At 39.8% G+C, this 16,877-nt stretch carries 14 protein-coding genes; 8 read left to right on the forward strand and 6 right to left on the reverse strand.

From position 1 onward, the window contains the following. Positions 1-303 precede the first annotated feature (303 nt). Both Q1B03_RS10875 and Q1B03_RS10880 read left to right on the forward strand, forming a co-directional pair. Positions 304-1,785, forward strand: a complete 1,482-nt coding sequence (locus Q1B03_RS10875) for a triacylglycerol lipase (protein ID WP_299741195.1) — start codon at positions 304-306, stop codon at positions 1,783-1,785. A gap of 253 nt (positions 1,786-2,038) precedes the next feature. After that, a complete protein-coding gene (locus Q1B03_RS10880) occupies positions 2,039-3,088 on the forward strand; it encodes a M14 family metallopeptidase (protein WP_299741196.1) in 1,050 nt (349 codons plus the stop codon). A gap of 45 nt (positions 3,089-3,133) precedes the next feature. Here the strand turns inward: Q1B03_RS10880 and Q1B03_RS10885 are convergent, their stop codons facing one another. Continuing rightward, positions 3,134-3,550: a universal stress protein gene (locus Q1B03_RS10885; protein ID WP_299741197.1), complete on the reverse strand. Its 417-nt coding sequence runs from the start codon at positions 3,548-3,550 to the stop codon at positions 3,134-3,136. 269 nt (positions 3,551-3,819) lie between these two features. Between Q1B03_RS10885 and Q1B03_RS10890 the strand changes: the two genes are divergently transcribed. The 4 genes from Q1B03_RS10890 to arsC all read left to right on the forward strand — a co-directional run bounded on the left by Q1B03_RS10890 (position 3,820) and on the right by arsC (position 7,604). Beyond that, a complete protein-coding gene (locus Q1B03_RS10890; protein ID WP_299741198.1) occupies positions 3,820-5,301 on the forward strand; it encodes a SulP family inorganic anion transporter in 1,482 nt (493 codons plus the stop codon). Between the two features lie 197 nt (positions 5,302-5,498). After that, positions 5,499-5,843: a metalloregulator ArsR/SmtB family transcription factor gene (locus Q1B03_RS10895; protein ID WP_299741199.1), complete on the forward strand. Its 345-nt coding sequence runs from the start codon at positions 5,499-5,501 to the stop codon at positions 5,841-5,843. A 14-nt stretch (positions 5,844-5,857) separates the two neighbouring features. After that, entirely contained in the window at positions 5,858-7,156 is a 1,299-nt protein-coding gene (locus Q1B03_RS10900) for an arsenic transporter (protein WP_299741200.1), read from the forward strand. Between the two features lie 28 nt (positions 7,157-7,184). Then, positions 7,185-7,604, forward strand: a complete 420-nt coding sequence (arsC, locus tag Q1B03_RS10905) for an arsenate reductase (thioredoxin) (RefSeq protein WP_299741201.1) — start codon at positions 7,185-7,187, stop codon at positions 7,602-7,604. A 206-nt stretch (positions 7,605-7,810) separates the two neighbouring features. On the opposite strand, the gene Q1B03_RS10910 is transcribed toward arsC, so the two are convergent. The 3 genes from Q1B03_RS10910 to Q1B03_RS10920 form a co-directional block, all read right to left on the reverse strand. Continuing rightward, positions 7,811-9,418, reverse strand: coding sequence for a M4 family metallopeptidase (locus Q1B03_RS10910; RefSeq protein WP_299741299.1), 1,608 nt, complete (start codon positions 9,416-9,418; stop codon positions 7,811-7,813). 397 nt (positions 9,419-9,815) lie between these two features. Then, complete coding sequence (locus Q1B03_RS10915) at positions 9,816-11,030, reverse strand: S8 family peptidase (protein WP_299741202.1); 1,215 nt, start codon at positions 11,028-11,030, stop codon at positions 9,816-9,818. Between the two features lie 485 nt (positions 11,031-11,515). After that, entirely contained in the window at positions 11,516-12,331 is an 816-nt protein-coding gene (locus Q1B03_RS10920; protein ID WP_299741203.1) for an STAS domain-containing protein, read from the reverse strand. 443 nt (positions 12,332-12,774) lie between these two features. Between Q1B03_RS10920 and Q1B03_RS10925 the strand changes: the two genes are divergently transcribed. Then, positions 12,775-13,332, forward strand: a complete 558-nt coding sequence (locus Q1B03_RS10925; protein ID WP_299741204.1) for a GNAT family N-acetyltransferase — start codon at positions 12,775-12,777, stop codon at positions 13,330-13,332. Between the two features lie 72 nt (positions 13,333-13,404). On the opposite strand, the gene Q1B03_RS10930 is transcribed toward Q1B03_RS10925, so the two are convergent. Further along, positions 13,405-14,973 carry a cation acetate symporter gene (locus Q1B03_RS10930; RefSeq protein ID WP_341357911.1) on the reverse strand — a complete coding sequence of 523 codons (1,569 nt, stop codon included), beginning with the start codon at positions 14,971-14,973 and terminating at the stop codon, positions 13,405-13,407. Beyond that, positions 14,970-15,338: a hypothetical protein gene (locus Q1B03_RS10935; protein WP_299741206.1), complete on the reverse strand. Its 369-nt coding sequence runs from the start codon at positions 15,336-15,338 to the stop codon at positions 14,970-14,972. Before Q1B03_RS10935 ends, Q1B03_RS10930 begins: the two co-directional genes overlap by 4 nt. Positions 15,339-15,577: 239 nt before the next feature. Here Q1B03_RS10935 and Q1B03_RS10940 point away from each other — a divergent pair, with 239 nt between their 5' ends. Continuing rightward, positions 15,578-16,807 (forward strand): helix-turn-helix domain-containing protein, encoded by a 1,230-nt coding sequence (locus tag Q1B03_RS10940; protein ID WP_299741207.1) that lies wholly within the window; start codon positions 15,578-15,580, stop codon positions 16,805-16,807. The last annotated feature ends 70 nt before the right edge of the window (positions 16,808-16,877 follow it).

Consider the following 16,877-nt stretch of genomic DNA (forward strand, 5'->3'; position numbering starts at 1 on the left):
TTATTGTAATACCATCATTTTAACAGGGATTTTCATAGAGTGGGGGGGATTTAGAGAAGAAGTTGGTTACGTGGACATACGAATTACTATTATGATTCAAATATTGGTGAAAGCTATTGGAAGGAAATAGCGTGATATAGAAATGACTAAGATTCAGGATCTTAATCATGATTGTTTATGTGAAAAAACAGACTCGTGAACATATTTTAGTTCTTTCTTCCCGAATTCTGTTACATCAGTTATATCTTCTAGATTCCGTCGATATACTTTACAGGTTTATTTCAATGGAAAAGGAGAGAGTGTATGATTAAAAAGATTTGTATGAGCGTTTTTGCACTATTTTTATTGCTGCCGTCCTGGAGCCAGGCAGGTTCATTCGGGGGTGATGATCCTTCTGGAGTTCCCGGACAGTGGTATGTAGGTACAACTCCCTCGTATGTGGACCCTTCCAAGCATCCAATCCTCTTTGTTCACGGATTAAATAGCTCTTCTAACACATGGTGGAATGGAAATAATATGTATGACACAGCCTTTCAAAATGGTTATGAAACCGCTTTTATCGATCTGTATCCAACAAAGAATATGTGGGATAACGGTGCCCTCCTGGCCCAGAAAATACGCAACATATACGATTATTACGGTGAAAAGGTAGTAGTTGTGGCCCACAGTAAAGGGGGCATCGATACGCAATCAGCACTTGTACACTATGGCGCCTATCCGTATGTCTCAAGGGTGATCACCCTTTCCACGCCACATTATGGTTCTCAACTGGCAGATCTTGCTTATAGCAGTTGGGCAGGATGGTTGACAGGTATTCTGGGAAGTAAGAATGACGCCACCTATTCACTGCAAACAGGATATATGAGTTATTTTCGCTCTGAAACGGATCATCATCCTAATGTAAATAGAAATCCGATCTATACGTTTGGCGGGACAAAATGGGGAAGCTTCGGAAGCTCTCTTTATTGGGGTGGATTGTATCTTAGTGCTTATGGAAGCAACGATGGTGCCGTTACAGTAAATAGTTCGAGACTTCCCTATGGCACAGAATTGAGAGTTGGGGGCTGGGATCACTTCACTATCAAAGAAGGTTCCTCTACCTTTAATTTGTTCAAAGATTATTTGAATGAAGCGACCAAAACGTCAGGCTTTAACGCTCAAAGTGTTGTGGAGAGAAAAGGTGCAGAAAGCGCTGCCTCTTATATTAGGGGAGGCGAATATAGTGGAAAGAAACTAGAAAAGGTCTTAGTTGAACAGGGGGCTAAGTCCGTAACATTTGATTGGATAAGCAATAGCTCTTCATCACAATTAATCCTTAAAGATCCTGGTCAAAAAGCAAATTCAATCTTCAAGGTAAAAAAGGATGAAAGTGAATACTTTAACGGTGCGTATCATCATACTGTTACTGTTAAAGATCCGGCACCAGGGGAATGGACGGTTGACGCATCGTCGTCTTCAGCAGAAAAATATCTCTTACATGTGTCTTTTGAAAGCGTGATGAATGATGCTTTGAGTATCCATTTAGCACAGGATGAAATCAGCTTGAAAGCCAAGGAAAGTAAGCTAAACCTTAGACCAGTCATGACTATTGAATATTATAAGGATGGTAAGTTGAAGAAGAGTAAGGTGAAAACAAAGAACGACTCATTAAAACTTCCGAAACTTGGAGAAGGAGTTTATAATGTGACCATTGATGTAAAAGGAAGCGGTGACAAAAATACGTTCCAAAGAACCTTCATTAAAACCATTTACGTTGATGCTTCAGGGGCCGTTTATGGACAGTAGGATAGGTTGAAATACTTTAGGTGAGAAGCTGATGTTCCATTAGCTTCTTTTTTAATGGAAAAGCGGGACTGAACAAATAGTCTCCCTCCATTAGTTTGACAAAAGTCAACAATTTCAGAAAAGTAATAGGAACTTTTATCCACACGCAGTTCCGTATTTCAGTTCTAATGTTTCATTTTTGCAAATGGAAAAGGGTTTCAATCCATTAATCTCTAAATAAATTAGGGAGTCGAAATAAAAGGAGGAATACATAATGAAAAAGAAATTAATGGTTGGTGCACTTTCGGGTGTGTTAGTAGCATCAGGAATCGCTTTCTCTGCACCGGGCGCATCTGCACTTGCAAATGGTCCAGGATATAATGGGAACGAGACGATCAAAAACGAGCGACTTCATAATTATGAAGAAATGGTGAGCATGCTTCAACAATTAGATCAGAGATCAAATGCTCTATCATTAGAAGTGTATGGTCAATCCGTCAAAGGACGAGATCTTTATCTTGCGAAATTTGGAACCAATGATAACAACCCTACAATCCTTTACTTAACTCAGCAGCATGGGAACGAAACATTGACGACTGAAGGTGCCCTTCAGTTCATCAAGCATCTTACTTCGAACTCAAAAGAAGTAAAAGAAATGCTTGAGAACGTAAATATATTGGTTGCTCCGCGATTAAATGTGGATGGAGCAGAAGGGGACGTTAATTTCTCCTTGGAGGATTATGTATCGGGAACTCACACCCGCTACAATGCGAACGAAGTCGATTTAAATCGTGATCATGTGGACCGGAAACAACCGGAAACACAAGCTCTTCATAAAAACGTTCTTCAAAAATACAAGCCTGATTATATGATCGATCTTCATCATCAAGGAGCCGAAACAACGCTTGGAGATACAGATGAACTCGTATCAGGATCTATCCTTTATCCTACAAATGATGAAGTGGATCCTGAAGTAGTGGAGAAATCAAAACAGCTTGGTACAGTCCTTTATAACACGGTGGAAAGCCGTGGATTCGGTACGTTATCAAAATACATCGGTGGCACAGCACCGACGATTAGCCGCAACGGACTGGCGGTAGAATATGGGATTGCAACCCTTCTTTTTGAAATGAGGGGAATGGCTGATCATTACCGCGATGATTATGTTCTGGGTCAAAAGAGTAATGGTTACCTTATCAAGCAAGCTGTTATTAGTTTAGAAGCTACGGCAAAAGCCATTGCTGACGGGTCAATTGAAAATGCGGATACTTCTTTCTGGGATACGCTTCCTGAAAGCTCATATAATCGTAGTGAAAGTGAATAAAAATATAAGTAAATAGAAAAAGACTTCCTATTAGGAAGTCTTTTTCTATTTCACGATCATCACGGGACATTTAGCCCTTTTAGCGACTTTATGGCTTACACTTCCCAAGACCATTTCTTGAAATACATTTAATCCACGGCTTCCAATCACTACTGCATCGAAGTTGTTTTTGTTCGCATGCTCAACAATGGCTGGACCTGGTTCTCCGTGTAAAAAGATAATCTCATAGTCGATGCCTTCACGTTTGGCTTTTTGTTCTATCAATTGCAGTTTCTGCTTCCGTTTGTCTGTTGCATCCAGTCCCCAATGGTTAAGAACATCTTCCTTTGATTGCTTCCCGTCTACTACATAAACAATAGCTATTTTAGAGCCTTCATGGCATCTTGCGAGAGCGATCGCTTTTTCTCCTGCTCTTAAAGAGTGTTCAGACCCGTCTGTTGCGAGAAGAATGTGTTTGAACATTGCATTTCCTCCATCCGATGAAAGCGTTTCGTATTAAGTTCTATATTTTTATTCAATTTCCTTTATAGATATCTAAGATATATTTTACACGTATTTGAACTGGATCAGATTATGGATGAAATCCAGAGTAATAGGAAGATAAAACTGTATGATTGCGCTTTCATTATCATTTCACAAATCAAATGATCCATTATATAATGTCCTTTGTGTTAAACGGCCCCGACTTTCATGAGAGTTGAAAGTCATAGATAATTAGGAAGAGGTGCATTATGAGTTTAAGTAAAAAAATTAAATATGAATGGTTTGGAAATGTTAGAGGAGATGTACTGTCCGGTATCGTCGTTGCGATGGCATTGATCCCGGAAGCGATTGCCTTCTCAATTATTGCAGGAGTAGACCCGATGATAGGATTGTACGCTTCCTTCTGTATCGCAGTAGTCATTGCATTTGTGGGTGGACGTCCAGGAATGATTTCAGCTGCAACGGGTGCTACAGCCTTGCTTATGACGACTCTGGTAGCTGATCATGGTCTCCAGTATTTACTTGCTGCTACGATCCTGACGGGTGTGATTCAAATTGTCATGGGTGTCCTGAAGCTAGGGCGTTTAATGAAATTTGTACCACGCTCCGTTATGATAGGATTCGTCAACGCTTTGGCAATCCTTATTTTCTCGGCACAATTACCTCATTTTGTTGGTGAATCATGGATCATGTATGCAATGGTTGCAGCAGCACTTGGAGTCATTTACATCCTTCCACGTTTCACAAAAGCTGTGCCTTCAGCATTGGTGGCCATTATCGCGGTTACGATTTTTGCTGTTGTAACAGGAAGTGGGGTTCGTACCGTGGGAGACATGGGTGAACTAACTCAAACATTGCCCATATTCTTGATTCCTGACATCCCATTTACATTTGAAACTCTGCAAATCATCTTTCCTTATTCTTTATCGATCGCGATTGTTGGATTGGTCGAGTCACTCTTAACTGCGTCTATTGTAGATGACATGACTGATACAACGAGTAATAAAAATAAGGAGGCAAGAGGGCAAGGTATTGCCAACATTGTGTCAGGTTTCTTTGGTGGTATGGCAGGCTGTGCGATGATCGGACAATCCGTCATCAATGTAAAATCAGGCGGGCGAGGGAGATTGTCTGCTTTTGTTGCGGGAGTTTTCTTAATGATCCTTATTATCGTCCTGAATGATTTCTTAGTTCAAATTCCAATGGCTGCCCTTGTTGGGGTAATGTTTATGGTGTCATTTGGGACATTTGACTGGTCTTCTTTAAAGAATATTCATAAAACACCAATAACCGATACGGTTGTAATGTTAGCGACCGTAATAACTGTCCTATTGACACATGATTTATCAAAAGGAGTTCTAGTGGGAATTATCTTGAGTGCCATCTTCTTTGCATCAAAAATTTCAAAAGTGAAGATTACGAGCATGATATCCGATGATAAGCATAAAAAAGTCTATCGTGTTTCAGGACAATTGTTCTTTGCTTCTGTAACAGAATTTGTTGAAAGCTTCAACTTCAATGAAGATGTAAAAGAAGTAACTCTAGATTTAACTCATGCACACTTATGGGATGACTCAGCGGTAGGGGCAATTGATAAAATCGTCATTAAATATCATCAAAATGGTGTAAGGGCAAATGTAACAGGTTTAAATGCTGAAAGTAATAGGCTAATAGAAAAACTGGCTGTGCATAACAAGCCGGGTGGACTAGGTAAAGTGGTTAATCATTAGTGGGATATTTAGAAAAACTCTTGGTCATTTTGATTAAGAGTTTTTCTACTTTACTAAACTTTCACTTGAAATAAGCATATAAGCATTTTATTATATAAGAAACAACTTATATATGAACCTTTTAAATGGTTCTTATTGTCCTTAATATAAGTAAATAATAATATGCTAATAATATTGGCACTTGAGGAGGTGTTTACATGCTTACATCAATGCTAGAAATAGAAAGGGCGGCAACAATGTTAAAGCTTCTAGGGGATAAAACCCGTCTTACTATGGTGAAACTATTAGAGTCCAATGACTGCTGCGTGTGTGAATTTGTCGAGATATTCAAAATGAGTCAGCCTGCCATCTCACAGCATGTTCGTAAATTGAAAGATGCAGGACTTGTGAAGGAATTAAGAAGGGGTCAATGGGTCTTTTACTCTCTTAACAAAGAAAGTGAAGCGTATCCGTTTGTTCAAAGCTTGTTAGAACACTTGCCTAAACAGGATGATCGATTAACAACTTTAGAAAAGCAAGGATTACGCATTTCTTGTCATTAGGAGGAGGGTTTCCCATGTTTTCAGTATTTTTAGCTACCATGATTTTTATCGCCACATTGATACTTGTGATTTGGCAGCCAAAAGGATTGTCCATTGGCTGGTCTGCCTGTGGAGGAGCGGTTCTAGCCTTAATTGTAGGGGTTGTCGACTTCCAGGATGTTATGGCTGTGACAGGAATAGTATGGAATGCTACTTTAGCATTCATTGCTATTATCATTATCTCTTTAATTTTAGATGAAATTGGATTCTTTGAATGGTCTGCTTTACATATGGCGAGGGCAGCAAAAGGGAATGGCGTCAAAATGTTTGTGTACGTTTCCCTATTAGGAGCGGTTGTCGCAGCATTTTTTGCGAATGATGGAGCTGCGTTGATATTGACTCCGATTGTTTTGGCAATGGTGAGAAACTTGAATTTTGAAGAAAAAATGGTGTTTCCATTTATCATGGCAAGTGGATTCATTGCCGACACGACTTCATTGCCGCTTGTCGTCAGCAACCTTGTGAACATCGTGTCGGCCGATTTCTTTGATATCGGGTTTGTGGAATATGCATCAAGAATGATCATTCCAAACTTCTTCTCATTGATTGCAAGCATCCTGGTGCTGTATCTGTTCTTTAGAAAAAGCATTCCAAAAAATTATGATTCCAGCCAGCTAAAAAAACCGGTTGAAGCGATTAAAGATCAGCGTATGTTTAAGCTATCCTGGATTGTGCTTGGTATCTTGCTTGTTGGTTACTTTATCAGTGAATCACTGCACATTCCAGTATCGATCATCGCAGGTATTGTGTCGTTTTTCTTCTTACTAATGGCTAGGAGAAGCTCAGCCGTCAACACGAAAGATGTCATTAAAGGTGCTCCATGGGCGATTGTATTCTTCTCGATTGGAATGTACGTGGTAGTGTATGGTTTGCGCAATGTAGGACTGACGAATGTGTTAACGGACGTTATCCAAGTTGCAGCTGATCAAGGACTTTTCGTCGCTACGATTTCCATGGGCTTCATTGCAGCGATACTGTCATCGGTCATGAACAATATGCCGACCGTTATGATCGATGCGATTGCGATTATGGATACAGACACTACAGGAGTTATTCGTGAGTCCCTTATTTATTCCAATGTCATCGGTTCTGATCTTGGTCCGAAAATTACCCCGATCGGTTCACTGGCAACCCTCTTATGGTTACACGTTTTATCATTAAAAGGCGTAAAAATCTCATGGGGGCAATATTTTAAAACAGGAATTATTTTAACCGTACCAACATTACTCATTACCCTTATTGGTTTATATATCTGGTTAATGATCATATCTTAAAACTTACAACAAAAGGAGCTCGATTATTATGTCTAAAAAAACACTATACTTCTTATGTACAGGTAACTCATGCCGCAGCCAAATGGCAGAAGGTTGGGCAAAGCATCATTTAGGAGAAGAGTGGGATGTGAAAAGTGCAGGTATTGAAGCGCACGGATTAAATCCTAATGCAGTAAAAGCAATGAAAGAAGCGGGAATTGATATTTCAAACCAAACTTCTGACATTATCGATCCTGAAATTTTGAACAATGCGGATTTAGTCGTCACTCTTTGTGGTGATGCAGCTGATAAATGTCCAATGACCCCTCCTCATGTCAAGCGTGAGCACTGGGGCATTGATGACCCGGCAAAAGCGGAAGGAACGGATGAAGAGAAATGGGCATTCTTCCAACGCGTTCGTGATGAAATCAGCGATCGCATCAAAACATTCGCTGAGACTGGGAAGTGAACAGAAATAGAGGGACTGACCTCATGGCATTCTTTAATGACCTGCCCAATAGGAAATAGCGGCTGTTGTTAAGGTCTTCCTAAATAGAATAAGCCTGTTCTGGGTGCTTTTTGTACTTAGTAACAGGCTTTTTTTGATGATGAATGAACAATTTCCAACGAAGAAAACCAGCAAAGGACAAAATCCCTGCTGGTCTGGCAAACTCTTTAGTTAATTCCTACTGCATCAAATGATAGCTTCACAGCATTTACTTCTGCAGACGTGCTTCCATATAAATCGGTTGCAGACTGGACAGCTGCAGCTCTTGCCTGGCTGAAGGTTGAGGAAGCTGTCAGGTACACTGTATTCATACGGTAATAAATATCCCCAAGCTTTTCACGGCCAATTCCGGGAACGATTATTCCATAATGATTACCACCTTCACTTAATAGGTAAGCCTGCTTGTTGATAATTCCACTGTTTGTATGAACACCTCCATTATCCCCTGTACCGGTATAACGTTTAGAGTAGTGGTCAGGGTCACCATATTTAGCAGGGTTGCTCATGGAGCGGAGGGCATCACCGGATGTGCCAGGTGTATAAATATCTTCCCCAATCTCGAAATCCGGATTCGATCCATTCTCGTATTCTACCAATGTTCCAAAAATATCTGAAATCGCTTCGTTTAAGGCTCCCGATTCGTTCTGATACACAAGGTCAGAAGTAAAGTCTGTCACCGCATGAGTTAATTCATGGGCCACAACGTCGATGCCTCCTGAAAGTGGGGCAAATGTTGTGCCATCCCCGTCACCATACACCATTTGAGATCCGTTCCAGAAGGCGTTATTGTAGCCGCTGCTGTAGTGAACTGAAGAGACCAGGCGTGCGCCTTGATTATCATAGGAATTACGATTGTAGTTATCCTTATAGAAGTCATACGTGACACCTGCGAAATAATGAGCATCAACAGCAGGAGCATCATATGAAGCATTTAGTATATTATCGCTATCTGACCACAAAGTGCCCGGTAAGAAGAATTGAGGGAAGAAGGTACGGTTGTTCATGTTGTATGTATACACACCATTGCCCCGGGTATTATCCTGCAAATAGTACTTGCCACTTGAAAGGGTTGTGTTCAACGGTTTTGTGTCACCTATTACGCCCTTGCCGGTTCCTACTTGATTTGTTCCGCTTACTTCATGCATGTCATTGTATTTATTTAATATCTTTCCAGATTTCGCATCAATAAAATAGTTCCAGTTACCAGGAGACGGTTCTAAATAATTCAGGTTTACGAAATATGCAAAGGAAGCAGAATCACCATCTGTGTAGACGACCAGTTCCGGTTTAGCCTCTTTCTCTAATTTTGGATCGATTCCAAGATCTTTCTTAGCGATCGTTAAGGCTTTTTTCGCGTTCACTTTCCTATTTGATGAGGTGATCTTTTGATCCAGGTCAGCTACGACAGTACCGGAAAAAGCTTGAAGTGTACCATCTTCCTTTACGACTGCTGACTGTGTGGACCCCCAAACAGGTACCCCATGGTAAGTTTGCTGAATGCGAACGACTCTATTTCCAAGTTCATCATTTTCAACAGTCAACACCTTGAACTGCTCGTCCGATTTCTCATCAGAAAGCTTGAATTTTGCCTTGTTCTTCTCTAAAAAGGAAAGAACGATGGTCTCTGCCTTTTTTCCGGATGGAGCAGATAATAGTCCCGAAACAAATTCCGGTGTTCCTTCTTTTTTATTCATTTGAAAGAGAGCATTTTCCGATGGTGCAGCTAAACTCCCAGTTGCCATCATTCCAGACAGTAGACCGACGGATAACCCCATGCTAATGATTTTATTCTTTCTCAAACCGATTCCTCCTCTTTTTTTCTAAAAATTCTGTCAAAAATAGAGTATCATAGGTAAGAAGAAGACGGTATTGAGAAAATGCAGGACTTTTTGAGGGTGTAGAGTAGACAACTAATGGTCCTATTCAGGAAAATTTTCATAAAAACGAAACTTTTTATAAGATAAAATACTTTTATTTAAATTTGGGGCATATTTCATATAGTCGGTCGGGTTATAAAAGGTGAGGGGTTTAGTCCAGGCCATCCAGGAGATTATCAATCTTGTTAACTTTCAAGTCTCATAGCATTTGACTTCTTTAATTTTGTTGGGGAAGTAGATTCAATAATTGTAAAACACCCCTAAACCTATTGGTTGAGGGGTGCTTTACTACTTATTAGTATCTTACAGCATCATAAGAGTTAATTCTTCCGTGCTGGAAGTAAGAACCTGTACCGCTGATCGGATCAGCCGTTTGTTCGATCGCTTGACGGATCTGAACATTGTTTCGTCCTTGCCCTGCAAGTAATCCTGCTAAACCTGCAACGTGAGGGGAAGCCATCGATGTACCTGACATGTATGAGTAGCCATTGTTAGGTACGGTAGAAGCAATGTCAACTCCAGGTGCGGTTACATCCACCCATGTTCCATAGTTTGAGAAAGAAGCTTTACGGTCTCTGGAATCAACTGCTCCTACAGCAATTGCGTTAGGATAAGAAGCTGGCTCAAACGTTGTTGATACTCCGTCATTTCCAGCAGCGGCAATGACGACGGATCCTTTGTTCCAAGCATAATCAACTGCACTTTTTAACGTTGTAGTATTACAGTCACAACCCAGGGAAAGGTTCAGAACTTCTGCGCCTTGATCTGCAGCGTAGCGAATACCTGCCGCGATATCATCAAGCGATCCACTTCCGTTAGCGTCTAATACACGAACGGCAAGTATCTTTGTATTAGGGGCCATACCGGCAACCCCGGTTCCGTTGTTCGTTTCAGCAGCAGCCGTACCAGCTACATGTGTACCATGTCCGTTTAAATCCATTGGATAATAATCATTGTCGACGAAATCATAACCACGAATCGTCTTACCATCTAAATCAGGGTGATTGTAATCTACACCTGTATCAAGAACGGCGATTTCCTGTCCGCTGCTCCCGCGTGCAAGATCCCATGCACTAGGTGTATACGTGTTTTGGGGTCCGTATTGATAGCCTTGGTAGTAATAATCATTTGGGGTCCAGGTAGCCGAGAAGGTATAGTTCGGTTCTGCGTATTCTACATTTGGGTTTTTGCTTAATGCTTTTACAGTTGCTTCAACATTTCCTACTTTTAATACCTCAAATGGCTTTTTCGAAGTATCTTTTTCCTTTACTGCAGATGCATTCACTTTTTTAAGGGTATTTCCTTTTTCAGACTTGGTCACACCATCTTTGAATTTAACAATAACTTCACCTTTTACATAACTGCCTTTTTCAAGGCTTTTATTGACAGATGTCTTCTGAGGAGCTTTCTCGAGAGGGTTTTGATCTTGTGCAAAGGCACTTCCTCCGAAGCTAGGGACTAGAGCAAGTGATGCAGCTAAAGATAAAGCAGCAATTTTTTTAAACTTCATAATAGCATTCCTCCGTTTTTCTTTTTTGAATGAATGTGGTTCAACGACAAATGAATTGAGTGTCAAAACGCCTGCTTGCGAAAATACCCCCTTTTATGAAATTTCACAAGAATTGTTAAGAATGTGTGAAAGAAAACTATGTATATGATTCTTGCTAACTAGGATTCTAGCAAACCCTTCAAAAAAAAAGAATAGGGCGAAAATTCAGTATTTGTAAATATAAGGAAAGTGAATCAAAGCAAATACAAAAAACACCTGGAATCAAGAAAACTTTCCTCAATACTCCCTTAAAAACAAAAATGCCCATAGGAAAACAGTCACGTATTTTCCCAACATCAATTTTAAAATTATTGAGGAACGGACCTGTTTTTTAATGAAAATAGATGGAGGAGGATAGTCATCAAGAAGGAGGGGGCGGAGGGCAACATCATTAATATGAAAAGGACTTCGGTGAATGAAGTCCTTTCTTTCATGCATGATCATTTTTAATGAGCTTCTACTGCTTTATTTAATGATTGATAGATTTTCATATTTGAAATATTTATACCCATCTGGACAAATTCGATACTCATTTCTGGGCGCATTCCCGATAAAATCGGCTCGATTCCAAGTAATTTAAGACTATCAATCAACTTCATGATACCTTGTTGAAACAAAGGATTCACTTCATACACACCGGATAAATCGATGATAAGTTTATGAATGGAAAGCTTTTTGCACTCCAGAAGGACATGCTCTGCCATCATTTCTCCACGTACTTCATCCACTTGACCAATGAGAGGCAATACTGCCAAGTCGGAGAAGATGGGAACGACTGGAGTGGATAGGGACAAATACTTCTCTTCGGATATTTTCAGCTGCTCTTCCGCATACTCACTATAAGCTTCACAGAAAGCAGAAATCATTGTGGTGAATGTGTGATCGATATCATTCGTGATTTGAAGTAAGGTTTCTTTAGATATTGCTGCTTCATTGTTCAAAACGATATCTTCTAAAATAACCTTTTTATATAATGAAGATTTACTTATGGACATCTGCAAAGGCACCCCTTGTCCTGAAGCAAGTCTTCCAACTTCTTTTCCCCACTGACTTGATTTATCTAAGTTATTTTCTCCCCTTAACAAGCCTTCACCTATAAGTTCGATAAGCTGCTCAAAATAAGGAAGGCTTTCAGTTCTTCTTGCTTCTATGTAATGTGTTGGATAAGAAGCCATAAGATCTGAGAAAATGGTATTGGCGACTTCCTGTTTTCTCTCAATCAATTGATTACCAATTGATGTAGTAATTGTGTGGTGAGTCATTTTTCTCCTCCAGGTGTATGATTTTCCTTTATTATAAAGTATTATTAATTTTTAGTATAGGCTGGAAAGACTAGAGTAATAGTATACCAGGTATATTGACAATAAGATGTCATCACCTTATAATTTCATTAATTTAAAAATTTTCCAATTAGACGATGAAGAGAGAATCATAATGAAGAAATTGATGAACAGAGAGCTCTATTAGCTGAAAAAGGGCCATCATGATCATTATGGTAAAAGACTTGGAGTTATGTATGAAGCTATTTTACTCAGTGAATACATCGGGATCTCCCGTTATAGAGATAGGATATACGTATATCCGAAAAGGTTGGTATGGTGACATGTCAACGAACTGAGGTGGTACCGCGAAAGATATACTCTCGTCCTCAAGAATTATTTCTTGAGAATGAGAGTTTTTTATTTTGATAAAAGGAGTGTTTTATATGAACCCTGTATTACTTGAAGTTCAACCAGTGTTAGAAACGGAAAGATTAGAACTACGAATGCCTCAGCCAGGTGACGGCAGAGCAGTGAATGCAGCCATCAAGGCTTCTCTATCTGAGTTGAAACCTTGGTTAGGATTTGCACAAAATGAGCCTTCAGTGGAAGATACGGAAACAAACACCCGTGAAGCTCACGCGAAATTTTTAACAAGGGAAAGTCTGAGGTATCTCATCTTCCGAAAAGATACAAAGGAATTTGTCGGTTCAACAGGCTTTCATAACATCGATTGGAGTGTACCTAAATTCGAAATCGGTTATTGGATTGATACAAGATTGAGTGGGCATGGTTACATGGTGGAAGCGGTTGGGAAATTGACCGATTTTGCTTTAACCGAATTAAAGGGAAAGAGAGTAGAGATCAGATGTGAATCCACAAATGCGAGGAGCAGGGCGGTTCCTGAAAGGCTTGGTTATATGCTGGAAGGGATTCTGCGAAATGAGGATCTTTCGGTAGATGGGGAACGGTTAACGGATACGTGTGTGTATGGGAAAATATAAATAGATGAAGCATGGTCTTCATTAAGACCATGCTTCATCTATTGTAACCGTCTTTTTATCAACTACTTATATTTAAGCAGCTTCGGATTCTTTAGAATGAACTTTTTTCATGAATTCGTTTACATCTCCAGGTACTCTGCGATCGATCTTTGAAACGATATACACAGAAAGGAATCCAACCGGCACCGTTATTAATCCGGGTACATTAAACTGTAGAAATTCAGGTAGGGTAGTTTTAAAGAAAATCATGTACATAGAAGCAATTAGACCTATAACAAGACCGGCAATTGCACCTTTCTCTGTCATACCCCTCCACCATATACCCAGGATGAAGATTGGTGTAAACGTACTCGCTGCAACAGTAAATGCCAATGCCACCAGATGGCCGATGGAAGCTTCTTTTACCATTAGACCAAGAGCACCGTATAGAATACCAAGAATGATAATCGAAACCTTCCCGGCTAAAACACGTTCTTTCTCTGTAATGTTTTTTCGGAAGAATGTTGCATATAAATCATGCGCCAATGCACCGGAGCTTGCAATGAATAAACCAGAAAGGTTTGAAAAGACGGCAGCAAATGCCCCTGCAATAACAAGACCAAGCAGCCACTCCCCACCAAGGGCCTGGGCAGTAGAAGGAACAACCATATTGTTTCCTCCGGCTAAAAGGTCTTTCATAACACCTGGATCTGTGTCTCCGCTTAGAAAAATCGAGCGCCCGACCACTCCGAGATATACGGCAAAGAAAAAGAATACACTTGCAATACCTATTGCCATAAGAGCGGACTTACGAGCTGCTTTAGCACTAGGGTTTGTGTAGAAACGAAGCAAAATATGCGGAAGTCCAATCGTACCGAGTGAAAGTCCGATGGTCATTGATATGGTTTGCCAGAATGATGGAAAGTAATTACCGGTACCTGTCCAAGCAGCACCATCAAAAGGTATATCCTTTCCATCAGTAGTAAAACCAGCAGTTCCTGAAATAACCCCTTTAAATTCATTAATCGAAGCCAGGATTTCCTGGTAATGGAGTCCACCATAGATAGCAGCACCAACCATAAGAAGAAAGGCACCAAGACGAATCCATAGTTCGAGAGCCTGGTTAAGTGTAGTACCCTTCATACCACCGATTCCAACGTAAAAAATCATGACAGAACAAGTGAAAATGATACCAAATTCATAGCTTGTCCCAAAGAACATACTTAAAATTTGCGCAGCACCAAGTAACTGTGGGGCTGCATAGAAGCCTGAAATGGCTAAAACCACAGCAACAGCTGCGAGGCGTGCACGTTTGCTGTGAAAACGATACGCTAAAAAGTCTGCCACTGTATAGGCGCCGAATCGACGAAGTGGACCTGCTACGAAAATAGCCAAAAGAGTCAAACCGATAGAAAAGCAAAATGCATAATAAGCTCCATCATACCCAAGCTGATAGGTTAAACCGGCAATACCAAGAAATGTGGCTGCGCTTAAATAGTCTCCACCTATAGCTGAACCGTTAGTAAACCAGCCAAAGCTTCTACCACCAACAAAATAATCAGAAGCGGTAGCATTTCTTTTTGATAAATAGGTGATATAAACAATCGTCCCCATTAAGAGGAGCGTTAATAGGAATTTTGGTTCTAGTAAAACACCCATCAATTGATTCTCCTTTCCTCAGAAGATGTGCTGGAGTGAGTGGGAATGTGGCGATGATTCTTTAAACGTTTCTCATAAAGAGTAGTATGTACATAGGCAATGATGAAAGCCATCGCCATGGCCACGATACTTGTGAAAAACCAGCTATACGTCATACCACCCCACATACGTGAGAACATAAAACCATCTGCATACCAATTCAATATCGGGATTGATAAGATAAAAACATAATAAAATAGCGTAAGTTTAATTCCAGTACTGAATTCACCCTTCATGATTTTTCTTGTTTCCGGATCGAGTGGTTCAAGTTCGCTGACATCTATAGTGTCTGCAGCAACATAGTCATATTCTGAATACTCTCCAGCCATTAAAGACCCCTCCTTAAGGTTTGTGCTTTTGCTGATTATTGATAACTGATTACTGTCCTCCTTTACCAATAAGATAGTATAAAATTGATTTTACGATATAAGAAGAATATATACCTTACAATAAATTATCAGAAATATACAAATATTTAATATAATCTAATTTTTATTCTATAATTGAAACTAGAATAAGACATCATTATGTATCATAGAAAGGCAGGATATAAGCCAAAGTGTATTCAATGAAGCTAGTCGTAAAAGATCAAATGGAATATGAAAAGCTGGAAGACTGGATTACCGAAGAATTTATGGGAAGCATTGCACTGGTGGAGGAGGAAGTGAAACCGTCTCATATACATATAGCAATTTTTGAAGTAAGCACATGGCTTGATTGGGTAAAAATACATCGATTTCAAAAACGTCATAAAGAATGTAAAATCATTCCTTTACTGGAACCATCATTATTATATACTTCACCCCTTGCAATGGAGTTAAAATTAAGCAGTTTACTAGTCAAGGCTGTAAAAAAACATAAATTCATTCGAATGTTAAAGCAAGTTATAGGGGGTATTTCAAGTGAGGGTCATATATTGACTAGTGATAATGTCATGGGTCATCATCCGGAACCAAAGAAAGGGAACCACACGTTTCCTTTTCAAGAAGCATTTTTACGAAGATTACTTTCTGGGGAAATAAATTCTGAGGAGGAATTGATTCAATCCCGACCTCTCTTTCCAATGGATGGGCTGCCAAATGTGGTGTGTTTTATTCAGGGGTTCACTAGATGCACATCCTGGAAAGAAGAGCATGAGTGGCAAGCATCTATGGTTATTCAAGGTCATTTAAGAAAGCGCTTTCAGGAAGAAGGGGTTTCTTTTCTATCATATCGTAAACACTTACTAATGCTCATTCGGATTCCTTCAAAGTACGGATCCTTAAAACACTGGAAACAAGGGGAAGCCAGAATACTTGATGCGATTGGGGAATTAGAAAGGGAGTATGGGATCCATCTTTATATTGGTGTAGGATCCATCTATCGAGAACCACTTCTCCTTCATCATTCATACAGGGAAGCATATAAAGCACGGCGTACGTCACCATATGAGAGACTAACCCTTCGTTATTATGAAGAAATCACAAAGGACCAGCAGATTCAAAAATGTACGGACTATATAGCTCATTGTTGTACAGATAATCTTTCAATAAAACAAGTAGCTGAACAGATTAATTTTAGTGTACCGTATTTCAGCAGGATTTTTAAACAAGAAACAGGACGGAATTTTGTTGAATATGTCACCTTTGTTCGTCTTCAGCGTGCTGTGTGGCTTTTGCGTCATACCAACCATACAATTGAGTATATTGCTGAAGAGCTTGGTTTCAATACACCTAATTATTTTAGTGGTACGTTTAAAAAATATGTAGGGCTTTCTCCAAGAGAATACAGAGGGACGGAAGAAATTATTTTTATTTAATACGGCAGGGTAGGAATCGATCCATTCATATAAAGCTTTGAATATGGGTGAGGCAATTTAGTCTTACCCT

The organism is uncultured Rossellomorea sp. (assembly GCF_947488365.1).
Classification (GTDB): Bacteria; Bacillota; Bacilli; order Bacillales; family Bacillaceae_B; genus Rossellomorea.